Raw genomic sequence first — 20,107 nt, 5'->3', positions numbered from 1 at the left:
CTACTCCTTCGAGGGTGAACGACGCACGCCGTGGCGATAGCGTTTGGCAAGCCAGTGCTGCAACTGCTCCAGCGACTTGTCTAGCGCATCGACCGAGCCACTGCCGGGGGCCAGCAGGGTACGATGTTCATCTGCCAGCGCCGCCAGATTGAGCTCCAGGCCATGCTTGGCCAGCACCGGCGCCAGCTCGTCACGGCGTTGCCAGAGATCGCGGCGGGTGTGCTGGTAGGCGTGCTCGCAGAGGCGGCGGCGATCCCGATAGCTGAACACATTGGTAAAGAACATCTCGCCATCGGCAGAGGATGGCTCAAACAGCAGAGCGTCAGCGTCGGGATATTGATGTTTGTAACGATCCATCCCCACATGCATGCGGGAGTGGATGATGGCGCGAAAAGTCTGGGCCAGCACCACTGGCAGACCGCTATCCACCAGATTGGTCGGTGCGCCGGCGGCCATGTCCGCATCATAGGGCACCAGCGGATTGATGCAGAACACCAAATCCGCCCCCTCTTGCAGCGCCACCGAGGCGTGCAGAGTCTTGATCAGCGCCCCGTCCACATAGTAACGGCCATTGATCAGCGAGGGGGGAAAGAGGCCGGGCAGGGCGGCCGAAGCCTGTACCGCCGCCGAGATGGGCACGTCATCGAGCCCTGGGCTGCCGAATGCAACCGGATGACCGGTGTCGAGTTCGGTGGCCACCACAAACAGCCGGCTGCGCAGCTGGCGAAAATCGTTGCTGCGGCCGGGGCGAGAGAAAAACTGGGTCAGGGTGCGATCCACCCCGCGGTTGTCAAACAGTCCGGTCGGAATGGCCTTGGAAAGTCCCTGCAACGACTCAAACAGGCTGCGCTTCCAGGGGGCCGCCAGATAGTAGGTCAGACTCTGCCACGCCAGCGGCGGGATCGAGGTCAGACGTTCGGCATATTCCCGAAAGGCGGGGCGCAGCAAGGTAGCCGGGTCAAACATCTCACCCGAATCATCGCTGAGCAGGATCCGCACCAGCTTCGCCGGGGAGATGCCGTTAGCCAGTGCCGATGCCACCACGGCCCCCGAGCTCACGCCAACATAGATGTCGGCATGGTCGAGACGCAGACCGCTGATGCTGTCGGAGAGCGCCGCACAGGCACCGATCTCGTAGATGCCGCCGAGCGGCCCGCCGCCGGCAAGGGCAATTGCGATGGTACTCATAGCGTCGCCTCCCTATCCATGACTCTCTCCATGACAAGACCGGCCCAGCGAGGGGCATGGGCCGGTATCAACTACCTTATTTCACCGTGAGGGATCAGGGCAGGACGCTTTCCGCTTTGGCCTTCACCTCTTTCACCGCATCTTCGGCGGCGGAGAGCAGATCGGCGGCCTGCTCGACTACCGCCTCTTTAGCCTTGGCTACCGGCGCTTTCTTTACCGGCGGCTTGCGAGCGGCGGGCTTTTTGACGGCTGCCGGCTTGGCTTCGGCTTCAGGGGCCTCTTCGTCCTGGGCATCCAGCAGTTGCTGCACCACATCGGTCAGCTCGGCCATGCGCTTGGAGAGCTTGTCGATATCCTTGCGGGTGGGGATGCCAAGGCTGGCCACGGCGCGGGCGACGCGATCTTCAAACACCTGCTCCAGACGGCCCCAGGTATTGGCGGTCTTGTCGGTCACTGCGGCAATCTTCTCATCGGCGCTCTGACGGGTTTTGGCCTGCAGCGCTTCCCCTTCCTGCACCAGGGCTTCAAAGATCTTGCCACCCTCTTCCTGGGCTTTGGCATAGGCACCCAGACCCGCCAACCAGATCTGCTGGGTGGACTCCTTGATGGTGGAAGTGAGTTGGTTGTCGGTCACTGACCCTGCCAGTGCTTTCAATTTCTTAGCCATGATCTTCTCCTTGAATAACGACAGTTAAACGTAATGGCGACAACGACAACTGCAATCCGGTTGTGGCATTACTGATTTTTCAACTCCAGTCTAGGGACAAAAAATAGAGGGTTCTACCTAATAACGAAATAGTGAATGGGTGGAAATAAGGGATGGCTCACGAACCGGCAATCGAATTGCAGATTTCCATATGAAGCGTGATATATCTAACGGTAAGTAACAGCCAAATCAGTAGCGGAACAATGACATGAACTATTTCATCACAGGCGGAAGTGGCTTTATCGGGCGCAGGTTGATCAAAAAATTGCTGGAACGTGCGCCCGAGAATCGGGTCTATTTTTTGATGCGCGCCTCTCATCAGGATAAATTGCCGGAGTTGTTTGCATTCTGGAATGTGGATGAGCAAAGAGCCGTTCCGATCATTGGCGACATGACGCTGCCACTGCTGGGGGTCTCAGCCGTCGAGCAGGAACAACTCCGCGGCCAGATCGATCACTTTTTCCATCTCGCGGCGATCTACGATCTCAACGCCAAGGCAGGCATCCAGCAACAGGTGAATACCGAAGGAACCCGCCAGGCGGTGCAACTTGCCGAGCGGTTGGGGGCGGGGCAGTTCCACCACTGCAGCTCCATCGCCGCAGCGGGCCTGTTTGACGGTCTGTTTCGGGAAGACATGTTCGACGAGGCCGAACACCTCGACATGCCCTATTTCCAGACCAAACACGAAGCTGAAGGGATCGTTCGTAACGAATGCACCATTGCGTGGCGCATCTACCGGCCGGGCATCGTCGTCGGTGACGCCAATACCGGCGAGATGGACAAGATCGACGGCCCTTACTACTTCTTCAAGACCATTCAGAAGCTGCGCCGTCTGCTGCCGCCCTGGATGCCCGCCATCGGGGTGGAAGGGGGCCGCATCAATATCGTGCCGGTCAACTTTGTGGTCGATGCCATGGCCCATATCGCCCATCAGGACGGGGAGGAGAACAAAACCTTCCACCTGACCGATCCCAATCCGATGCGGGTTGGCGACATGCTCAGCACCTTCTCCCGTGCCGCCCATGCGCCGGAACCGGCCATTCGCATCAACGCCTCCCTGTTCAGCTTCATTCCCCGCCACCTGACGGCGATGCTGATGACCATGACGCCGGTGCGCCGCATTCGCGATGCCGCCATCGCCGATCTGGGGCTACCCAAGGATATCTTCCGCCTCATCAACTACCCGACCCGTTTTGACAGCCGGGAAACCCAGCGGCTGCTGAAAGGCACCGGCATCGAAGTGCCGCCGCTGCACAGCTATGCCTGGCGACTGTGGGATTACTGGGAGCGCCATCTCGACCCCGAGCTCTTTATCGATCGCTCCCTGCGCGGTCGGGTCGAAGGAAAAGTGGTGCTGGTGACCGGCGCCACTTCCGGCATAGGCCGCGCCACCGCACGCAAGCTGGCGGGGGCGGGGGCCATCGTGGTGACCATCGCCCGCGATGAGCAGAAAATTGCCGAAACCCAGGCCGAGTTTGCCGAACTGGGGCTCACCATGCAGGTCTATCAGGGCGATCTGGCCGATCTGGCGCAGGGTGAGGCGATCACCCGGCAGATTGTCGAGGAGCACGGCGGGGTGGATATCCTGATCAACAACGCCGGCCGATCCATCCGCCGCTCCATTGAGGACTCCTTCGAGCGCTTCCACGATCTGGAGCGTACCATGCAGCTCAACTACTTCGGGGCGCTCAAGGTGATCATGGGGGTGCTGCCCACCATGATCGAGAAGAAGAAAGGGCACATCATCAACATCTCCTCCATCGGGGTGTTGACCAATGCGCCGCGCTTCTCCGCCTATGTTGCCTCCAAGTCGGCCCTCGATGCCTGGGTGCGAACTGCGGCTTCCGAGTTTGCCGACAAGGGGGTGAGCTTCTCCATCATCAATATGCCGCTGGTGAAAACGCCGATGGTCGCCCCGACCAAGGTCTATGAGCAGGTGCCGATGATGACACCAGAAGAGGCGGCAGACTTGGTGTGCGATACCATCATCAACAAGCATGTGCGGCTGGCAACCCGCCTCGGGGTGTTCGGTCAGGTGGTTCATGCGCTGGCGCCGCGGGTCGCGCAAGTGATCATGAACACCAGTTTCCGCACCTTTGCCGATCCCAAGGATGGCGACAAATCCAAAGCCACCGCCGATCAGGTTGCCGTCTCCACCCTGATCAAGGGGATCCATTTCTAACCGGATGATGCGCTAAAGAGATGAGCAGGGGCCTGAGCAATCAGGCCCCTGTTTTATTTGGCAAAACAATTAAGGAAGGTCAGGCTCGAGCCAGCAGATCAAGCAGCAGATCGGTGGTGCGGCGGGAGTAGAGCAGAGAAAGATGGCCGATGGCGGGCAACTCGATATCGTCCATCCCCGCCAACCGTTGCCGCTCCTGCGGCATCACCACGTTGTCATGGCTGGTGCGCACCGAGATGCCGGGCACGCAAAGCGGCACTGAGGCGAAACGCTGCAACCAGCCGGACCCGGGCTCCATCTCGCGGGCGTTGGCCCCCAGTCCAAGGGCGGCCAGCTGACTGCCCTGATGGGGGGTGGCCAGGGTGATCAGGCACGCAACCTTGTCACCGCCATGAAGAGCCAGATAGTCGCGGCAGACCAGCCCGCCCATGCTGTGACCGACCAGCACCAGCTGGTCGGCGCCGGTCTGCGCCAGCACATCGTCAATCCGGGTGGCCAGCAGCGGCACCATCTCGTCGATATGACCAAATGGCGGCATCAGGGTAATGGTGGCGACCACATGGCCTGCAGCTTCCAGTCGGGCACGCTGGGTACGCCAGATCCCGCGACTGCAACCGTAGCCATGCACCAGCAATATGGGGCGCGGGCATGGGCGGAGCCGATCGGGAGCCATCAGCAAAGGCTCGAACGGCAGCAACCAGGTGAAGGTGTAGAGGTAGGCCAGCATCTCCTGCGCCATCATCTTCACCCTACGCCAGGCGCCAATGGCCGGGGAGGGGTAGAAGCGGGTAAACAGCCAGCTGCCGAGCACCACCAGACAGCGCAGACCCAACAGGGCAAACACCACAAACAGCAGGGTCATCAACCAGGGGAGCCCCACGACCAAGTGGGCGATGCTCCCGAGGAGCAGCACCTCAACCATCAGCAGGATAAACAGGTGTCGTACGATCGTCATAAGACCATGATCCGACCAGTCATGCGTGGAAGTCAAATGGCACTTTGAGACAGCTTGATCCAGCGCCGCTTTTGTCGCTAAACCCCGGCGAACTCTTTTCCGGTGAGGTTACTTGCAATACTGTATATCCATACATACACTCTACCCATCATCACCAAAAGGAGGCCATCATGGCTGTCGAGATAAAATATGTGGTTGTTCGTGGGGGAGTGGAAAAAATGACCTTTGCCAGCAAAAAAGAGGCCGATGCCTATGACAAGCTGCTGGATACGGCCGACGAGTTGATGACCCTGTTGGCCGGCGCCCCGATCGAGCTGGCGCCAGAGCAGCAAGAGAGTCTGGCATTCTACCTGGCAGAGCAGCGTGATGTGCTGCAAACCCTGCTGCGGGGCGGCAAGGTTCAGGCTGGCGCGAAAGAGGAAGAGGCTCCAGCTGCTAAGCGCAAGGAGAAGCCACTCAAACAGGTGGCCTGATTGCCCGGGCCTGCTATTTCTCGGCATAATTTCTCGGCGTAGATAGCCCACCCCATTCATTTGATTTGCATTTAAAACCATTTTTACGGCTATTTACCCCGAGAATTTTTTAACAACCGTGCATATCCCATGCATAACTGAATAGCGTGCGGCGATGAGCGACGTCAGCCAAATCAACGAGAAAATAACGAGCAAACTAGAGTGAGGTAGTCGTCCTGCTCGCTCCAGACAGCCTCAATCTGCAGCAACAAGAACAGTACAAACACCAACAGAAGTCGCCTTCATGCATTACGAGCCCATTTCTATCGTCTCGGCTCACAGACTCATATCGATTCATCTCATCACCAACAAGCAACACCATGACTCAACACCCACTATCTTTGCCGCCCGCCATGCCGCTGTTTGACAGCCTGATCTATCTGGAAGCAGGCAACCCACAGGTCAATCAGTACCTTGCCAACCTCAGCCTCAACGATGTGCCCGATGCTGGGCTGGTTTACGAACTGGCGGTCGACTGGCTGCTGGAGCAGCGCAACAGCGAAAACAACTACAAAACCTATCGCAGCGAGCTGACCACCTTTTTGCATTGGTGCTTTCGCGAGGCAGCCATCAGCCCGAAAGATCTCACTCGCCGCATCATGATCCACTATCTCGACTACTGCCAGTCACCCCCTGACGAGTTGATCGCCTATCGCAACGTGGCGCAGTTTGTCCTCGACAAGGAGTGGGGAGAGCGATTGCCCAATCCGCAATGGCGACCGTTTCTCGGCAAGCGGGATCTGGGCCGCACCTTGCCCTATCGTCTGAGCGAGCAAGCAATGAAGACCAAGCTCGCCATCTTGTCGGCCTTCTTCCAGTTCCTGATCCAGGAGGAGTACATGGACCGCAATCCCGCCCTGCTTCTGCAACGTGTCAAACGACCGCAGCAGCCGGAGGAGGGCGAGCAGGTGCAATGCTTTAGCGAGTTGCAATGGTCCTACGTGATGCAGGCCGCTGATACCCTGGCCAGCGACCACCCGGATCAACACGAACGCAGCCGCTTTCTCACCATTTTGATGTACGCCTGCTATCTGCGGATCTCGGAGGTCGCCGCCAGGCCTGGCTTTACGCCGGTGATGGGACAGTTTCGTCGGGATCGAAAAACCGGCGTCTGGGGCTACTTCATCCCGCAGAGCAAAGGGGGCAAACGGCGTACCGTGGCGGTCTCCCTGGCGCTGCTGGCCGCACTCGAACGCTACCGCCACTTCCTCGGTCTCTCCCCCTTGCCGACACCGGACGAGAAAACGCCGCTATTCGTTCGCCATAAAGCGGCCGCCCATGGCCGCGAGCAGGGCGAGCTCAATGCCAACCTTGGCATTCGCCAGCTACGGGATTTGATCATGGTGATCATCGGCAAGGGGGCCGAGCTGGCCGAGCAGGATGGCTTTGCCCAGGATGCGGCCGAAATGCGGCAACTCTCTCCCCACGCCATTCGCCATACCGGGATCACCCATGACATCAACCTGCACGGGCGGCCGCTCTCCCACGTACAGGCCGATGCCGGGCATGACAGCATCGACACCACCTCGAAATATCTGCACACCAGCAACAGTGAACGGCATGAGAGTGCACAGCAGAAACCGCTGGACCGCTTAAACAGCAAAAGTGAGAGATAACAACCATAAAAAACCAACGGCCAGTGTGACATTGCCCTGTTCTCTGCAGGTTATTTTTGACACAAAGAGTGGTTCATTAAGGTCTCATACAAGCTGGAGCTGTTACTTTGCACTTCTCCAAAATGGCAATCGGTTCAGGGAACACTTTCGTGGCTCACACGGGGCGGTAAGGAACGAGTGCGTTGCCATCAGCGGGATAAACCGTTATCCCGCAGCAGAGAGAAAACAAACAACTACATAGCTTGCTGAAATACCGAGACACCCTATGCCGCTAGATATCATCAAAAAAAACTACAAGATTGTCGGACAAGGCGATCTGATGGCGCAATTTACCCTGATCCCTTCAGGCACCTTGAACATCTGGTTTCCCGACACCGGATTACAAATGGAAGCCCCCTGCAGTCAGCTTCGCTTTGAAAATGACACCCTGCTCTATACCAATGGGATGCACTACAGCCAGGCGAGGGCATTCTGGTCGCTAACGCTTCATGGTGTCGATATGAGTGAACTGAAGAGACTGATCATCGAGGTGTGCAATAATTGCCGACCCGCGCACCAACCAACCGTCATGCCAAAACGCAAACGGTGGTTGACCGCCTGAAGGATCAACAGCAAGGCCGGTATCGCAAGATACCGGCCTTTTTCACGTCATGACGCAGCGTCGAAAAGCAAACAGAGTAGCGGGATCAGCAATATCCGGATTGGCCGCTCTAAATGTAACACTTTAATAACATTGATATTTATTACTGACATGGCCCTTGCATATCCACTCATCATTGGTGATATTGATATCAATATGACCCGATACCAAGGAGCAGGTATGCAAGTGGCAGTGGTGGAAAAGACATTCAGGATCGTCGGAAAAGGTTCGCTAATAGCCCAGTTCACCTTTATCTCATCAGGTACGCTGCATATCTGGTTTCCGGATGTGGGACTGCAGATGGAAGCCCACTGCAAACAGCTGCGTATCGAAGATTGCACCATTATCTATACCAATGGCCTTCATCACGGTCAGCCGCGAGCACTCTGGTCCTTGACCCTCCATCACGACGATATGAACGAGCTCAAGCGTATCTTGCAGCAATTCAATACCAGCCTCTATTTAACCTGCCAGCCTCCCACTATGGCTATCGCCAAGCAGGCCTTGAGCCTGAATTGACTCAGCTCGCCAGGCAGCATTGTTTCAAATAGACCCGTCTTTACACCAAGGTCCAAACCGGGGGAGGGGATATCACCCATCTCCCGATGACTACTGATGCGCCTGAAGGTTTTATACGCAGCCCCATACTGAGCGTCGGGATGATTACTTCAAGCCGGAACAGGCATCACCTGACTTTCTGGTTGAGCGCAAAGCGATTGTGGGCGAGGGGACGTTGCCGGATCAGTTGGCCAGGCCGACCTCTATATTATCAAGCGGCAGGGGAACAGGATGGCTGGGTTGACCGACTTGAGTCGTGACTTGGGCAACATTGCAAAGCAGAATGGCCGTAAAGGTGGTTCATCTTGGATGAGCAGACTTTATAAGGGGTTTGGTACCACAGATAATTACACCACCTCGTTATCTCTCGCAATGATGCCGATAACCGTATTTATCGGCATAGCCACCACTGCTGTGCTTGCAAAATACTGTAGCTGGATTGATATCCAGTAGATGTGTTTATTGGATGGAAAATTTATGTCGTTAAAGCAGAAACTTGTAACTAAGTTCGTTGATGTAACTCACGAATGGAACAGCCTTTTCCATAAGGCCATTGAGGATAGGATCTTTCGTGGTTACCACGACATGTTCACAGAGGAAGCCCGTAACTCAATGTCAGCTGAAAAAAGGGAGGACTTGATAAAGGAAATGCGAGAATTTTACTACGCTCGCATGAATACTACCGCCAGTCTCTTGTTAGCAGTGGTATCAATGGTTATTGCTGTAATTGCATTGATAGTTGCGGTTCTACCGCTTTTTATCGGTAATAACTGACACTTGGTCACACTGGGCCAACAGTTCTTCCAATGTGTAGCGCGGCTTGCCACGCAGTTTGGCGCGAGCACGCTCCACATCGTCAAACGCCGCTGTCAGCAGCGCCATCACCATCTTCAAGAGCTGCTTGCAGATAGGCAACCATGTCGGCCTCAGTGTCCAAGCCGTCAGCCATATCAAAGCGGCTCTATTGTTCAGTTATCTTCATTCCGTCCTCCTGCACCCTTCATTGCGCATAATGTATATTATGTTAAATATACTGAACTTAAGATAAGTTCATGAGTTGGATCAGATCAATCACTTAGCTACATCCTAGAGCACTTGCAGATTTTGAGTTTTGCTACTTAACTTAACTTCATGAAAAGCGACTTTGGATCTGAGCAACTGATGACATACACCAACTACCACATCAGGCGTGATCGGCAACATGTCACAGTGCTGGTCGATGATGTAACAACTCTGCCTGTGTTGTTTGGAACGCTCTACCTGCTCAATCAGTTGTCTAAGACAAGATTTAGTACGCAGAGAAATGACCTGATCTCGCTCCGATTTTTCTACAGCTTTTGGTTGAAAACTCATGGAGAATCATTTGACCATTTTTTTTATAGATCGAATTTTGATATCGCATCTTGCATCCCTGAGCTAGATAACCTATTTCACTATCTACTCAGCAAACAACATCTCAAAAAGGAGAATGAACCGCCTACTGATAGCACAGTAAGCAATACTGTTAGTCAAGTTAATAAATCAACTTGCTGTACACATATTAAAAATGTGGCCCGTTTTCTGAATTATCTCAATCAGCGGTACATGTGTGTAAAATATCAAAGCATGTCTCTAGCTGAGGCCAACACAAACTACAGCAGTAATGATCTGCGACTCAAAAGCAAGGTAAAGGAGTTTAATAGACTCGGACCTGCAAAGCATACACCGGCAACTCGCTACAAGAGCATTACGTACCAACAGCATCTAGAGCTTAACGACATGCTGTTACCCTCCTCCCCCGCTGTCGTTGATCCAGATACTGGGGAGATGTTTGAAAAGGTGATCAACCCGATTAATCCATTTCAAACTGAATGTTTACAATATCGCAACTTCCTTATATATCGACTTATGTTCCAGTATGGGCTTCGTGTAGGGGAAGTTTTGTTGCTGACAGTCGATTCATTTGGTTTATCTCAGCCAGATAGCCATGGCAATGTTGAGTATCTGTTGATGGTGCAAAATCTTCCTGATGGAATTGATGATCCAAGGAGGAAACCGTTAACTCTAAAAACCCCAAGCTCTTGTCGTACAATCAAGTTAGAGGTTAATGATTTCCATTACCTGGAAATTTATAAAGAGCAATACAGAAATCCATATTCTAAAAAACTAAATCATGACTTTATGTTTACGACAAGCCGAGGCACTTACCAACCATTAGGGTACGCTGCTATTAGAAAGGTTTATCGTTACATCGATACTGCTTATATAAAAACACATCCATCCTTTCGAAATAACAACCCATTCACTGACATGGTGGAGTTAACTCCACATGTAGGTCGCCACACCTGGGCTTATTTTACATTGGAGTATATTTATAAAGAGTTACTAGATGAACAATTGCAACTTTCTCGCGACTTTGGCCTTGACGGTCGCATAAAAGGGCTGTTAGACGCTGCAGCTGAGCAGTTGCGATTGTTGGGGGGGTGGGAAATCGGCAGTCGCATGCCCTATAAATATGCACGACGTTTTGTAGAAAAACTTGCCAATGACAGCAACATCAGGCGCATACAACAGGAGAAAGAAATTTCAGGAATAAATGTAGTGGCCCCCTTCCCCATCCCATTATTAGACGATGGAGATTTCGATGAATTCAGCTAATCCGCAAGACATTCAACATTCGCCTGATAGTCAACTGAATGCCGCACAGGTTAGATGGTTGAACGATCAAGTTATTCCATGTCCATTATATTTGAAATCAGCCACAGAGTTTGATGACACCTATCTAGATACGAGTACGGATGTGTGGAAGTTTAGACATTCGGGACGAAATTGTTCCATTGATTTTGAAAACGGAAAAAATTTTTGCACATTATCTGAAGAAATATCAAAATTAATTAAGTTTGCATGCGTAGTGTATACATCTGAAAACAATGCAAGGATGATATATGAGTTTGCTTGTGATATTGCAAAATCCATAAACAGACTTGTTAGCCTAAATCATGAAACATTTATTGCACTACTACACGAGCAATACATAAGTAAAGCCACACACCGTCGATTTTATTCAACGCTATATGTACTTCGAAAACTGGATGTTTTAGGTTTTTTTGAAAGCACCAATCATAATGATGACCTTGAGGATAAATTATTACTAGTTCCTCGCCCTGCTACTGATAAATGGTCTATTTATTCTGAAATAGATAATGTGCTCCCAGATGCCATGGTTTCGATGATTCATAATGGCCTACAACTTTGGTCTGCCAAGCTGACCCCTCGATTATCAACGGAAGAAGCGAAGCAACGTCATATAGAAAATATTGCTTCCCTAGTCTCCATCGAAGAGCTTCGCGATTGCGTAATTCTCGGACTTATATTGACCACTGGAGCTCGCCCAGTGCAGTTAGCTAGAACGGCTGTCGGAGACATAGCTGTTGATACTGAGGGGGACAATCTAATCAGGTATTCATATGCTATTCCCTACGCCAAGCAGAGCAAAAGCCATCCCCAAAGAGTTATAGTGGCAATACCCGAAGAACTCGGAAAGTTAGTTAAGTTATACAAGCGAATTTCAGGGCTGAATGATGGAGACCCACTATTACCTCAATGCGGAAATGCTGTTGTTATGATCAATGATGCGATAAAACGTCAATTGCTACGTTTCTCCCCACTGGAGATGCAGGCTGCAGTAGCTAAACGTCAGGCTTTTGCACCACACTACACAGCAACTCAATTCCGTCACCATGTTGGACACTCATTAGCTATGGGTGGGGTCAGTGCTGAAGAAATCGCCTACGTACTAGGCCACTCCAGTACGGTTGTGGCGAATCGCTATATCGCATCAACACCAGATCTCGCTAGCATCCGTGAACAGGCGCTGTGCCGAAACCCGGCCTTTAAGAGTATGATTACATTGATGCTGACAGGTAACTTAGTCCAGAGCAACTGCTGGCATGGTCGTAAGGCCGCAGGCTCTGTGGGTGATATGACTCACTACCACATCGGTGGTTGTGGCTATGAGGAAGGTTTGTGTCCGTATGCACAAGTTCGTTGTTGCTACGGTTGCTTGTATTTTCATCCATTCATAGATGGTAACCATCAGCATGTTCTTGCGGGCTTTGAAAATGAAATCATTTCTCTCATTAAGTTAACTGACGATTCGTTTATCCAACATCACCCTCTCCTGCCGGAACTAGGTCGTCGTAAGCAACATGTTCAGGCTGTTATGGCTCGTATTTCATATATCAATAACGTGTAGGGCAATGTCATGCGTGAACAAATGGAGAATTTGACGCAGTTTGTGGCAACATACCAAGCTGTCTTTGATGAGCGTCTTGCTGAATATGCGGCAACTAATTTGATGTCCTGGAATGACCCATCTTGGCTTGCTGGTGACAAGGGCGTTGCATGGTTTCGGCAATCAAAGCGAGCGGTGTTGATTTTTTCTCATACAGAAATGCAAGGGATTGAACGCATTGATATTGACGATAACTATGCCCAGTTTATGAAAGCCATCATAATTTTAGAAACTTTTCGTAGGAGCAGACCACCTAGTGTTGCAACCACGAACAAAATATTGAACATTCTTCGCCGCTGGTATTATGAGATGGTAAAGATGACAGGGCAGAGTCATCCGATGTATTTAAATTCAGATATTATTCACGGTGCAATGAGGAGACATAACGAGAACTCAGCTAGTAGCAGCAATGTCAGCGATTACTGTGACATTGCCGTCTCTTTAGCTAGGATAATTCGCCCCTTTAACTTAACACTTTCTAACATTGAATGTCAAAATCAGTTCCCCAGTAGAAACCATACTAACAATACCAAAAAAAGAAAAGCTGCTGACAGTAACCCAGAAGATACGAATGATAACAAGCTAATTTCCATTCGTGCTTTCATTAGTATCATTGAACTACTGTATCTAGCCAAATCAAATGGTGAAAAGATTTTTTATAATTGCATACTGCTACTCATCATTACTGGCTGGCGATTTCAGGAATTGCAATCGATTAGAATCGATGCACTAATAAAACGGTCCCTCAAAGGAGATAAACTCCTATATGCCCAAGAACATGAACTACCAGAATATAACTTAGGCATTAAATATCTTGGTGCAAAAAAATCTGGCTGGAGAACTTTTTGGGCGGCGCCTAGTACAATTAAGCTAATTGAGTCAATATTTGATGCTGTAATGGCATTGACTGATGAAAGTAGACAGATATTGATTCAATATCGTAATTCTGGATTTACAGATTTTCTTCCCCCGTCAATAAGAGCGTTGCCACATGATTTAATTGAGGTGTCAGAGCTTAATGGTCTTGTTTTTTCTGGCTCTGGTGGCACACGAGGAAATGCTGGTTTGCGGAAGAGTATGGTAAATGCTTTTTTGCAAAAAGGTATTGGCATTAAGCCAATAACAAAATCCAATCCAGTTACAAGTAGAGAAAAACTATTTTTATTCACAAAGAAACAGATTAACGATTTTGTTGAACTTAAATATGCGCAATCAAAGAGTTTTCATGATGGTTACAAATGTACGCTGGTCATAAGAGATAATGGGGTTGAGCAAAAATTTAATTATGAAGATCTGTTGTTTATTTCACCTACAAGTACATTTGGAATGGATCATACGCTTGTTACCATTACCAATCCAGAACCACTTACTCATGATATATTGCAAAGCTTACTCGGTGGTAACAAACAAAGAATATCAATTTTTGACAAGCTAAATCTAACAGAGGATAACGGTGAAAGAATAGAATTAAACCCCCACATTCCAAGACACAACATTAATACATTTTTGGCAATTTCAGGACTAACTGACCATTTACAAGCTATGTTGATGGGCCGAATTGATATAACTCAAAATCAATTTTATCAGCATAGGGTTGAATCTTTCAATTATAAAGCTTCATCCTTAGCGATTATGGCACTTAATAACAACTCAGAGTCTTTCAAATCCCCCACTCGTGAAAATTTCGGTGATGATAGAAATGCTTCATATGAAAATGATAATGTGACAGCACAATCAATATTACCGGCAATTGCTGAATCTGGAGATCGACGCATCAATGCACTTGCCAAAGCAGCAAAGTCTAAAACTGTTTACTCTGGTATAGATGCAGCTAAAAAATACATGGCTATTGTTGTAGATCCAAATTTAAGCCCAGAAGATAATCTTAAAGTTAATTTACATACAGTCGGCGAGTCGAGGGATGAGGTCACACTCCATTTGGAGAAAACTCTTTCATCCAAATTCTTGCCTGATTTAAAACGGGCACATGATAAGCTATTGTCTGTCAAGAGGAATGAGTTAGCCAAAGAACTCATTGAACGGCATGCTCAGTTACATGCCCTCCCCCTTGGGGCCTGTACACGAGATGTTGCCCGCTGGGGCTGCCCATTTGGCATGAAATGCCAATCTGGAGGTCCGTGTGGTTACTTCACTCTGACAGGCAGACTGGATGAATATGAAGCTATAAACATCAAAGTTACCAATAAAAGAGCCGAGGTTTATCAATTAGAGCAACTTAATGAAAAAGATAACTCTTTCGAATTAGCGCTCTCAGAACAACGTGAAGCTTTGTTATTATTGGAAGCATTTCAAGCTAATGTAATTAAATCTTTTTCTGATAGAGAAATAGTTTCATTAATATCGCAGGATAAATCAAATCCTCTAGCTTCTATTGTCAATAGAATTGAATCACAAAAACTAGTTGGTAAAACGCCAAAAACCCTTGCTGATGCATTTTACATTGAGCAGTTAAGAATCGAAAAAAGGAAGCTAACTACGGAAGATGAATAATAATCTCATACATTGTTCGTTTTGTGGGTACTTTAAATAGTTATTTTTTTAGATATTCAGAGAGAATATAAACATGACAAGTAAACACAGAGTATCTGGCAAAGACTTAGATCTGTTGATTGAGTCAGAATTATTGGCCATGGAGCGCGAAGGCCTTGATAGGGCCCCCATCAAAGCCTCTACACTGCATGCTCGCCTTAAGGCAAAAGGCCTAATTTCAGGTGGTTTGAGTACACTATCGGTACCTCATCGTAGAGATCTAATCGTTAAATATGCAACTCGCCAACATAACCTGAGTGATTTAAATCAACAGGAAATAGACCTAGTCACCGGGAGGAGGACTGGCGCGGCATATATAAAAAAAGCAGCTCGCATGGAAAGTGAACGTGATATTTGGCAACAGAAATATCACGATAATCTTTTCGCAATGTTAGATCTCGTGAAAGAGATCCAAGTTAGCACACCTATAAAGATAGAGGATATTCTTAGCCCATTTCTTATTCGTGAACTTCGTACCACCCCTCAAAAAAAATAGAGGATACTAATATGTAAAATGGCATTCACACTATAACAATCACACATGACTTTTATTATTTTGCTTCCTGATATGATGAGACTACATCAATGACTGCTTTAACACTCTTTATCCTCCCTAAAATAATGTTTATTTTTTCATCTGTTTGACTTGATATATTTTTGATAACATGTTGTAACTGTGGGTACATGTGGGCTAACTCATCGCATTCCTCCTTTTCTCCTGAAAGAATTTTTATTTGATTCTCATAGTAGCTATATCTTTCATTTAGATGGCGTAATGGATTATTCATTGATGGTAACATTTCACCCTCTCGTAAATTGCAACTATCAATGGTCTCATCAAAATATTTACTTGTCTTGGCAAAAACTAAATTTCGCCCATCAGATTTTCTTGAAAGTAATCCTTTATTAACCAACTTCATTAGTTGTAAATATACAAAACCATATCCAGCAGCATTGCTATAAGAGGTATTTTCTTCACCATATCCTGCCTTTAGACATTCCACCACTGTAAACTCGTTCAGTCCTTTATTCTTCAAGGCATTGTAAATAGGCGTGGGTAGATGAGTGATCGACATAGTTATGGATTATCTCCATCTGTTTGCATGATTATTAAACTAATAACTGACAAATAGGGATTATAGTCCCTTCACATATGTTCAGCAACCAGAGATAGTTTTCGCCTCAAGAGAGGCGATAAATGCATGATATAGCAAAGAAATTTGGGAATAAGTTGCGTGCAAAACGAACTGACCTCGGCATCACCCAAGAACAGCTAGCCTTAATGTCTGATATCGATCAGAGCTATGTGGGACGTATCGAACGAGGAACGGTTAATATCACGCTTGAAAAAGCCTATCGGCTTTGCGAGATACTGCAATGCGATATTCGTGACCTTCTTCCGTAACTTCAAGAGCTTGCCAGCATTTTGGTTAGTACCTTTTCAGGATTCCTCGCATCCCAGCAAAGCTACCATATCCGGTTTTGGAATCGCTCCCTGTCCTAACTTTAAGGTTGCGCCAGTTTCGTCACCTTCTGTGCCCAGCGGGCGAAGAACAGGACATACATTATAGGTCATCCAACGAAATGCTGACCCTGTCGAGTGAGGCTATTCGCTCATCAGCTATACGGTTTAGCTCCGCATCTTCGGCCAGCTCGACATAGTAGGCAAAGAGTTTTGGTGGCACACAGTAAAAGGCGGGTTCATTATTGTTGAGGATTGAATCGCCCCTGGTTTTCTAGACACTTTGTTGCTGAAAAATAAACTGCCTTTCAAACTCTACCGGCGACAGCCCATCATTGGAACCATGACGCCTGATTGGGTTGTAAAACATTTCGATATAATCAAATACGTCGCTGCGGGCTTCGTCTCTTGTCGCGTAAATCCTGCGCTTGATCCGCTCACGTTTGAGCAACTGAAAGAAGCTCTCGGCGACAGCGTTGTCGTGACAGTTGCCACGTCGGCTCATGCTGCAACTCAGGTTGTGGGCCTTCAGAAAGTCCTGCCATTCACCACCGGTAAACTGGCTGCCCTGATCCGAATGCACCAGTACCGGCTGCTTGGGCTTGCGCCGCCAGACGGCCATCAATAACGCATCCACCGCCAAGTCTGCCGTCATGCGTGACTTCATCGCCCAGCCGACGATCTGGCGAGAGAACAGGTCGAGCACCACCGCCAGGTACAGCCATCCTTCTTGAGTGCGGATGTAGGTAATGTCAGTCACCCAGGAGATGTTGGGGGCTGGCACCTTAAACTGACGTGCCAGCGTGTTTGGGGCAGCCTGCGGGCTCTTGCCTCCATAATGCCCCTTGCGGCGTTGATAGCCCGTTTGCGAACGCAGCCCTTCCCGCCTCATTAATTTGGCCACACGGTGCTTGCCGCAGGCCTCCCCTGCGTCACGAAGGTCGCGATGGATCTTGCGATAACCGTAGACAGCACCACTTTCCAGCCAGGATTGTTTGACCAATCCGGTCAGTCGTTCGTCCTCCTGATGGCGTGGCGATGTGGGCTGTTTCAGCCACGCGTAGAAGCCACTTCGGTGAACCCCCAGGGCCTGGCACAGGGTAACGACACTGTACTGGTCGAGTCGGGAGGTTATGAACGCGTACCTTTCCTTGACTCGCTGGCAAAGTACGCGGCGGCCTCCTTTAGGATATTGCGCTCCTCGGTGACCTGGCGCAGTTCGGCTTTCAGGCGGCGTATCTCGGCTTGCAAGGCAGACTCTTCGCGCTGCTGGTCAGCAGGCTTGCCGTACTGCCTGAGCCAGGCATACAGACTGTGACTGGATACCCCAAGGGCTCGTGCAACGTCAGCCACCGGCCGTCCGCGCTCGGTGATTTGTTTAACGGCTTCGATTTTGAATGTTTCTGGATAACGCTGACGGGTCATAACACCTCCAATAGTTGCCTCATTTTAAGGCTGTGAGGTGTCTAGGGAGCTGGGGGCGATTCAGCCTGTTTCTCTACTACGGCAGCCGCGCGGCACAACCCATCCGGGTACGACGTTTCATCGATCTGGCTGTCGAGCGACTCACCGACAACCCAGAATTCGTGCTCGACGCCGAGGAGCTGCGCCTTGCTCATATCAACGGAAAATCTTCTCTAGGTTGATATTTCGTATAGGATATTGGCAATGTTGCCATCTAAGCTCAATGTGGCACATTACCTGATGAGGAAGTCGCTTAAACAACCTAAACAGGAAGTGTGTCTAGAATAGAATGGGTAAATCCACTTCTATATAATATGAATTTTGTGATGCACACGAGGCAGCTATGAATATTGGGACATCTTACATCCCCCCTAAAAAATTTGTTGGAAAGCCAGATGGTCTTCTGGCAACTTTATCATTGCCTACGCAGCCTGTTGATGCATACAAAGTGACTCTAGCTGGATTTTCATATGATGTCGTGAAAAAACTATCCATCATGACACAGATCGATGAAATAACGATTTGCCAATTGACGAAAATCAGCTATGCCACCTTTACCAAGAGAAAAGTACAGAGCAATAACGTTTTATCATCAGACCAAAGCATGAGGCTATACATCTTCATAAGAACATTGGATGCGGCTTTGCAGCTTTTTGATGGAGATGTTTTAACTGCAATCCAGTGGCTTAAGTCGCCTTCAAAAACCTTGGGAAATGAGAGTCCCATGCTAATGTTGAGCACCCCTCCTGGAGTTGAGGCTGTTATGGACCTTATCGGGCAAATTAAAAATGGTGTTATTTCATAAATAAATAAATAAATAAATAAAACTGATTGAAATGTTTAATCTAAACTCATGAGGTAAGCGTCATAAACAAATACTCTATGAATTGCAGAAGGAATAACAAGTACCATTTCTTTAACTTGAACCACTAATGAGTCAGCGCAATGCAATCTTTATATTTTTATCGATTTCAACGTGAAGACATAAGTCAGTTGTTTATAGTCCCTAAATATAAGATTTTATAGCTATGAAAGCACCCAAAACCAGCAATAGCAAAGTAGCTTCTCTCAAAGAAATAAGTATCATATCGTTTAAATATGACGAACTAGTAACTCGTTTCAAAAGGGCTAAATCAGAAGAGACCCTTGATGTAATGTATAAAGGTGCCTTAAAGAAAGTAGAGAAAATACTAACTGGCAAGGACTTGCTAATGGCACAGATCGCAATAGAGCGGGCTCTTGATCGTTGCCAGCAAGACTTTGACAATACGCATCTTGGTCTAACTCGTAAAATAAACCACACACTAAAAACCCAAGAATCCGCCAAAAAGTATGATCCTGAAGCAGAGATGAGCCGTCTTCTATCGGGCATCGGTTAATCAGGGTTCTTAAAGGCCATTATTTTCTGACCATCAATAAACTCATAAGATAAAAATAATCCCCTGCCTTTGGATGTATTTGTCAGTAAAAAAGGTTCCGAGTGTAGTAGCTAGGGCTGGGGAAGACATAGCTTGCTTGCTGATTTTGTCAAAAAATAATTTTTATGAGCCTTAGCAGTAATCCGATATTTAGAAGTACCCATAGTAGAGTGAGATCATAGGTACTAATATTTGTTCAGCGCTCCCATTTCTGACAGAATTACCAGCTCCAGATAGTCGCTATTCACGGCAAGTACCGGAGACACAAGGAGTAACCATCATGTTAGATCCTGCCCTGCTTCAGATTAGAGAAGCATTAGCTCAAGTGCCTTACATCGCCCAGATCAATAATCAGGACGATTATGGACGAGCTCTTAAGCTGATGGACGAGCTGATCGATGACTATGAAACCAATAAGCAATTAACTCAGTTGCTTGCAACCAGTATCGAGCGCTGGGAAGACCGGGCTGACGAGTTCGCCGACTTCAACAAGGCTTTAGCAGGCGTGGAGCCGGGTATTGCTGTCCTGAAGACTTTAATGATCCAGCACCAACTGGGGGGTGGCTGACCTGCCTGAGCTGGC

The 20,107-nt window shown here is 48.9% G+C and carries 20 protein-coding genes; 15 read left to right on the top strand and 5 right to left on the bottom strand.

Translation table 11 applies throughout. From position 1 onward, the window contains the following. Positions 1-1,188, bottom strand: a complete 1,188-nt coding sequence (locus I6G90_RS05235) for a patatin-like phospholipase family protein (RefSeq protein ID WP_197930067.1) — start codon at positions 1,186-1,188, stop codon at positions 1-3. Positions 1,189-1,282: 94 nt separating this feature from the next. Continuing rightward, positions 1,283-1,855, bottom strand: a complete 573-nt coding sequence (locus I6G90_RS05230) for a phasin family protein (RefSeq protein ID WP_163128392.1) — start codon at positions 1,853-1,855, stop codon at positions 1,283-1,285. 247 nt (positions 1,856-2,102) lie between these two features. Between I6G90_RS05230 and I6G90_RS05225 the strand changes: the two genes are divergently transcribed. Further along, on the top strand, positions 2,103-4,076 hold the full coding sequence (locus I6G90_RS05225) for an SDR family oxidoreductase (RefSeq protein ID WP_197930066.1): 1,974 nt from the start codon (positions 2,103-2,105) through the stop codon (positions 4,074-4,076). A 79-nt stretch (positions 4,077-4,155) separates the two neighbouring features. Here the strand turns inward: I6G90_RS05225 and I6G90_RS05220 are convergent, their stop codons facing one another. Beyond that, positions 4,156-5,031 carry an esterase/lipase family protein gene (locus tag I6G90_RS05220; RefSeq protein WP_182937434.1) on the bottom strand — a complete coding sequence of 292 codons (876 nt, stop codon included), beginning with the start codon at positions 5,029-5,031 and terminating at the stop codon, positions 4,156-4,158. Between the two features lie 170 nt (positions 5,032-5,201). Here I6G90_RS05220 and I6G90_RS05215 point away from each other — a divergent pair, with 170 nt between their 5' ends. The 10 genes from I6G90_RS05215 to I6G90_RS05170 all read left to right on the top strand — a co-directional run bounded on the left by I6G90_RS05215 (position 5,202) and on the right by I6G90_RS05170 (position 15,676). Continuing rightward, a complete protein-coding gene (locus tag I6G90_RS05215; RefSeq protein ID WP_042655806.1) occupies positions 5,202-5,504 on the top strand; it encodes a YebG family protein in 303 nt (100 codons plus the stop codon). A gap of 392 nt (positions 5,505-5,896) precedes the next feature. After that, entirely contained in the window at positions 5,897-7,159 is a 1,263-nt protein-coding gene (locus tag I6G90_RS05210; protein ID WP_197931160.1) for a tyrosine-type recombinase/integrase, read from the top strand. Positions 7,160-7,424: 265 nt separating this feature from the next. Beyond that, positions 7,425-7,760, top strand: a complete 336-nt coding sequence (locus I6G90_RS05205; protein WP_197930065.1) for a hypothetical protein — start codon at positions 7,425-7,427, stop codon at positions 7,758-7,760. A 219-nt stretch (positions 7,761-7,979) separates the two neighbouring features. Next, positions 7,980-8,318, top strand: a complete 339-nt coding sequence (locus I6G90_RS05200; protein WP_075113614.1) for a hypothetical protein — start codon at positions 7,980-7,982, stop codon at positions 8,316-8,318. Between the two features lie 270 nt (positions 8,319-8,588). After that, complete coding sequence (locus tag I6G90_RS05195) at positions 8,589-8,810, top strand: hypothetical protein (protein WP_197930064.1); 222 nt, start codon at positions 8,589-8,591, stop codon at positions 8,808-8,810. 24 nt (positions 8,811-8,834) lie between these two features. Beyond that, complete coding sequence (locus I6G90_RS05190; protein ID WP_197930063.1) at positions 8,835-9,131, top strand: hypothetical protein; 297 nt, start codon at positions 8,835-8,837, stop codon at positions 9,129-9,131. A 387-nt stretch (positions 9,132-9,518) separates the two neighbouring features. After that, on the top strand, positions 9,519-10,994 hold the full coding sequence (locus tag I6G90_RS05185; protein ID WP_197930062.1) for a site-specific integrase: 1,476 nt from the start codon (positions 9,519-9,521) through the stop codon (positions 10,992-10,994). Beyond that, complete coding sequence (locus I6G90_RS05180; RefSeq protein ID WP_197930061.1) at positions 10,981-12,591, top strand: site-specific integrase; 1,611 nt, start codon at positions 10,981-10,983, stop codon at positions 12,589-12,591. The genes I6G90_RS05185 and I6G90_RS05180 overlap by 14 nt, the downstream gene beginning before the upstream one ends. A gap of 9 nt (positions 12,592-12,600) precedes the next feature. Further along, positions 12,601-15,141, top strand: a complete 2,541-nt coding sequence (locus tag I6G90_RS05175; protein WP_197930060.1) for a hypothetical protein — start codon at positions 12,601-12,603, stop codon at positions 15,139-15,141. 73 nt (positions 15,142-15,214) lie between these two features. After that, entirely contained in the window at positions 15,215-15,676 is a 462-nt protein-coding gene (locus tag I6G90_RS05170) for a hypothetical protein (protein ID WP_197930058.1), read from the top strand. Between the two features lie 55 nt (positions 15,677-15,731). Here the strand turns inward: I6G90_RS05170 and I6G90_RS05165 are convergent, their stop codons facing one another. Next, positions 15,732-16,256 (bottom strand): hypothetical protein, encoded by a 525-nt coding sequence (locus tag I6G90_RS05165; protein WP_232254412.1) that lies wholly within the window; start codon positions 16,254-16,256, stop codon positions 15,732-15,734. A gap of 122 nt (positions 16,257-16,378) precedes the next feature. Here I6G90_RS05165 and I6G90_RS05160 point away from each other — a divergent pair, with 122 nt between their 5' ends. Beyond that, entirely contained in the window at positions 16,379-16,585 is a 207-nt protein-coding gene (locus I6G90_RS05160) for a helix-turn-helix domain-containing protein (protein ID WP_197930055.1), read from the top strand. Between the two features lie 331 nt (positions 16,586-16,916). On the opposite strand, the gene I6G90_RS05155 is transcribed toward I6G90_RS05160, so the two are convergent. Further along, positions 16,917-18,067 (bottom strand): IS3 family transposase gene (locus I6G90_RS05155; RefSeq protein ID WP_197930054.1). Its coding sequence is split into 2 segments (ribosomal slippage): positions 16,917-17,830 and positions 17,830-18,067, totalling 1,152 coding nucleotides; the frame shifts between segments, so codons are not numbered across the junction. Between the two features lie 382 nt (positions 18,068-18,449). Here I6G90_RS05155 and I6G90_RS05150 point away from each other — a divergent pair. The 3 genes from I6G90_RS05150 (at position 18,450) to I6G90_RS05140 (ending at position 20,092) form a co-directional block, all read left to right on the top strand. Continuing rightward, the gene (locus tag I6G90_RS05150; RefSeq protein WP_197930053.1) at positions 18,450-18,911 is read left to right on the top strand and encodes an antitoxin Xre/MbcA/ParS toxin-binding domain-containing protein; all 462 of its coding nucleotides are present in this window, start codon (positions 18,450-18,452) and stop codon (positions 18,909-18,911) included. Positions 18,912-19,134: 223 nt separating this feature from the next. Further along, complete coding sequence (locus I6G90_RS05145) at positions 19,135-19,485, top strand: hypothetical protein (RefSeq protein ID WP_197930052.1); 351 nt, start codon at positions 19,135-19,137, stop codon at positions 19,483-19,485. A 319-nt stretch (positions 19,486-19,804) separates the two neighbouring features. Beyond that, positions 19,805-20,092, top strand: a complete 288-nt coding sequence (locus I6G90_RS05140; RefSeq protein ID WP_197930051.1) for a hypothetical protein — start codon at positions 19,805-19,807, stop codon at positions 20,090-20,092. The last annotated feature ends 15 nt before the right edge of the window (positions 20,093-20,107 follow it).

The sequence above is a fragment of the Aeromonas allosaccharophila genome, assembly GCF_016026615.1.
In the GTDB taxonomy this organism is placed as follows: Bacteria; Pseudomonadota; Gammaproteobacteria; order Enterobacterales; family Aeromonadaceae; genus Aeromonas; species Aeromonas allosaccharophila.
Note: the sequence above shows the minus strand (reverse complement) of the source record. Positions and strands in the feature narration are given on the sequence as shown.

Bases quoted from the DNA above. Each gene is read 5' to 3' on its own strand.
- I6G90_RS05235 (WP_197930067.1), bottom strand. From the start codon at position 1,188: ATGAGTACCATCGCAATTGCCCTTGCCGGCGGCGGGCCGCTCGGCGGC.
- I6G90_RS05230 (WP_163128392.1), bottom strand. From the start codon at position 1,855: ATGGCTAAGAAATTGAAAGCACTGGCAGGGTCAGTGACCGACAACCAA.
- I6G90_RS05225 (WP_197930066.1), top strand. From the start codon at position 2,103: ATGAACTATTTCATCACAGGCGGAAGTGGCTTTATCGGGCGCAGGTTG.
- I6G90_RS05220 (WP_182937434.1), bottom strand. From the start codon at position 5,031: ATGACGATCGTACGACACCTGTTTATCCTGCTGATGGTTGAGGTGCTG.
- I6G90_RS05215 (WP_042655806.1), top strand. From the start codon at position 5,202: ATGGCTGTCGAGATAAAATATGTGGTTGTTCGTGGGGGAGTGGAAAAA.
- I6G90_RS05210 (WP_197931160.1), top strand. From the start codon at position 5,897: ATGCCGCTGTTTGACAGCCTGATCTATCTGGAAGCAGGCAACCCACAG.
- I6G90_RS05205 (WP_197930065.1), top strand. From the start codon at position 7,425: ATGCCGCTAGATATCATCAAAAAAAACTACAAGATTGTCGGACAAGGC.
- I6G90_RS05200 (WP_075113614.1), top strand. From the start codon at position 7,980: ATGCAAGTGGCAGTGGTGGAAAAGACATTCAGGATCGTCGGAAAAGGT.
- I6G90_RS05195 (WP_197930064.1), top strand. From the start codon at position 8,589: ATGGCTGGGTTGACCGACTTGAGTCGTGACTTGGGCAACATTGCAAAG.
- I6G90_RS05190 (WP_197930063.1), top strand. From the start codon at position 8,835: ATGTCGTTAAAGCAGAAACTTGTAACTAAGTTCGTTGATGTAACTCAC.
- I6G90_RS05185 (WP_197930062.1), top strand. From the start codon at position 9,519: ATGACATACACCAACTACCACATCAGGCGTGATCGGCAACATGTCACA.
- I6G90_RS05180 (WP_197930061.1), top strand. From the start codon at position 10,981: ATGAATTCAGCTAATCCGCAAGACATTCAACATTCGCCTGATAGTCAA.
- I6G90_RS05175 (WP_197930060.1), top strand. From the start codon at position 12,601: ATGCGTGAACAAATGGAGAATTTGACGCAGTTTGTGGCAACATACCAA.
- I6G90_RS05170 (WP_197930058.1), top strand. From the start codon at position 15,215: ATGACAAGTAAACACAGAGTATCTGGCAAAGACTTAGATCTGTTGATT.
- I6G90_RS05165 (WP_232254412.1), bottom strand. From the start codon at position 16,256: ATGTCGATCACTCATCTACCCACGCCTATTTACAATGCCTTGAAGAAT.
- I6G90_RS05160 (WP_197930055.1), top strand. From the start codon at position 16,379: ATGCATGATATAGCAAAGAAATTTGGGAATAAGTTGCGTGCAAAACGA.
- I6G90_RS05150 (WP_197930053.1), top strand. From the start codon at position 18,450: ATGAATATTGGGACATCTTACATCCCCCCTAAAAAATTTGTTGGAAAG.
- I6G90_RS05145 (WP_197930052.1), top strand. From the start codon at position 19,135: ATGAAAGCACCCAAAACCAGCAATAGCAAAGTAGCTTCTCTCAAAGAA.
- I6G90_RS05140 (WP_197930051.1), top strand. From the start codon at position 19,805: ATGTTAGATCCTGCCCTGCTTCAGATTAGAGAAGCATTAGCTCAAGTG.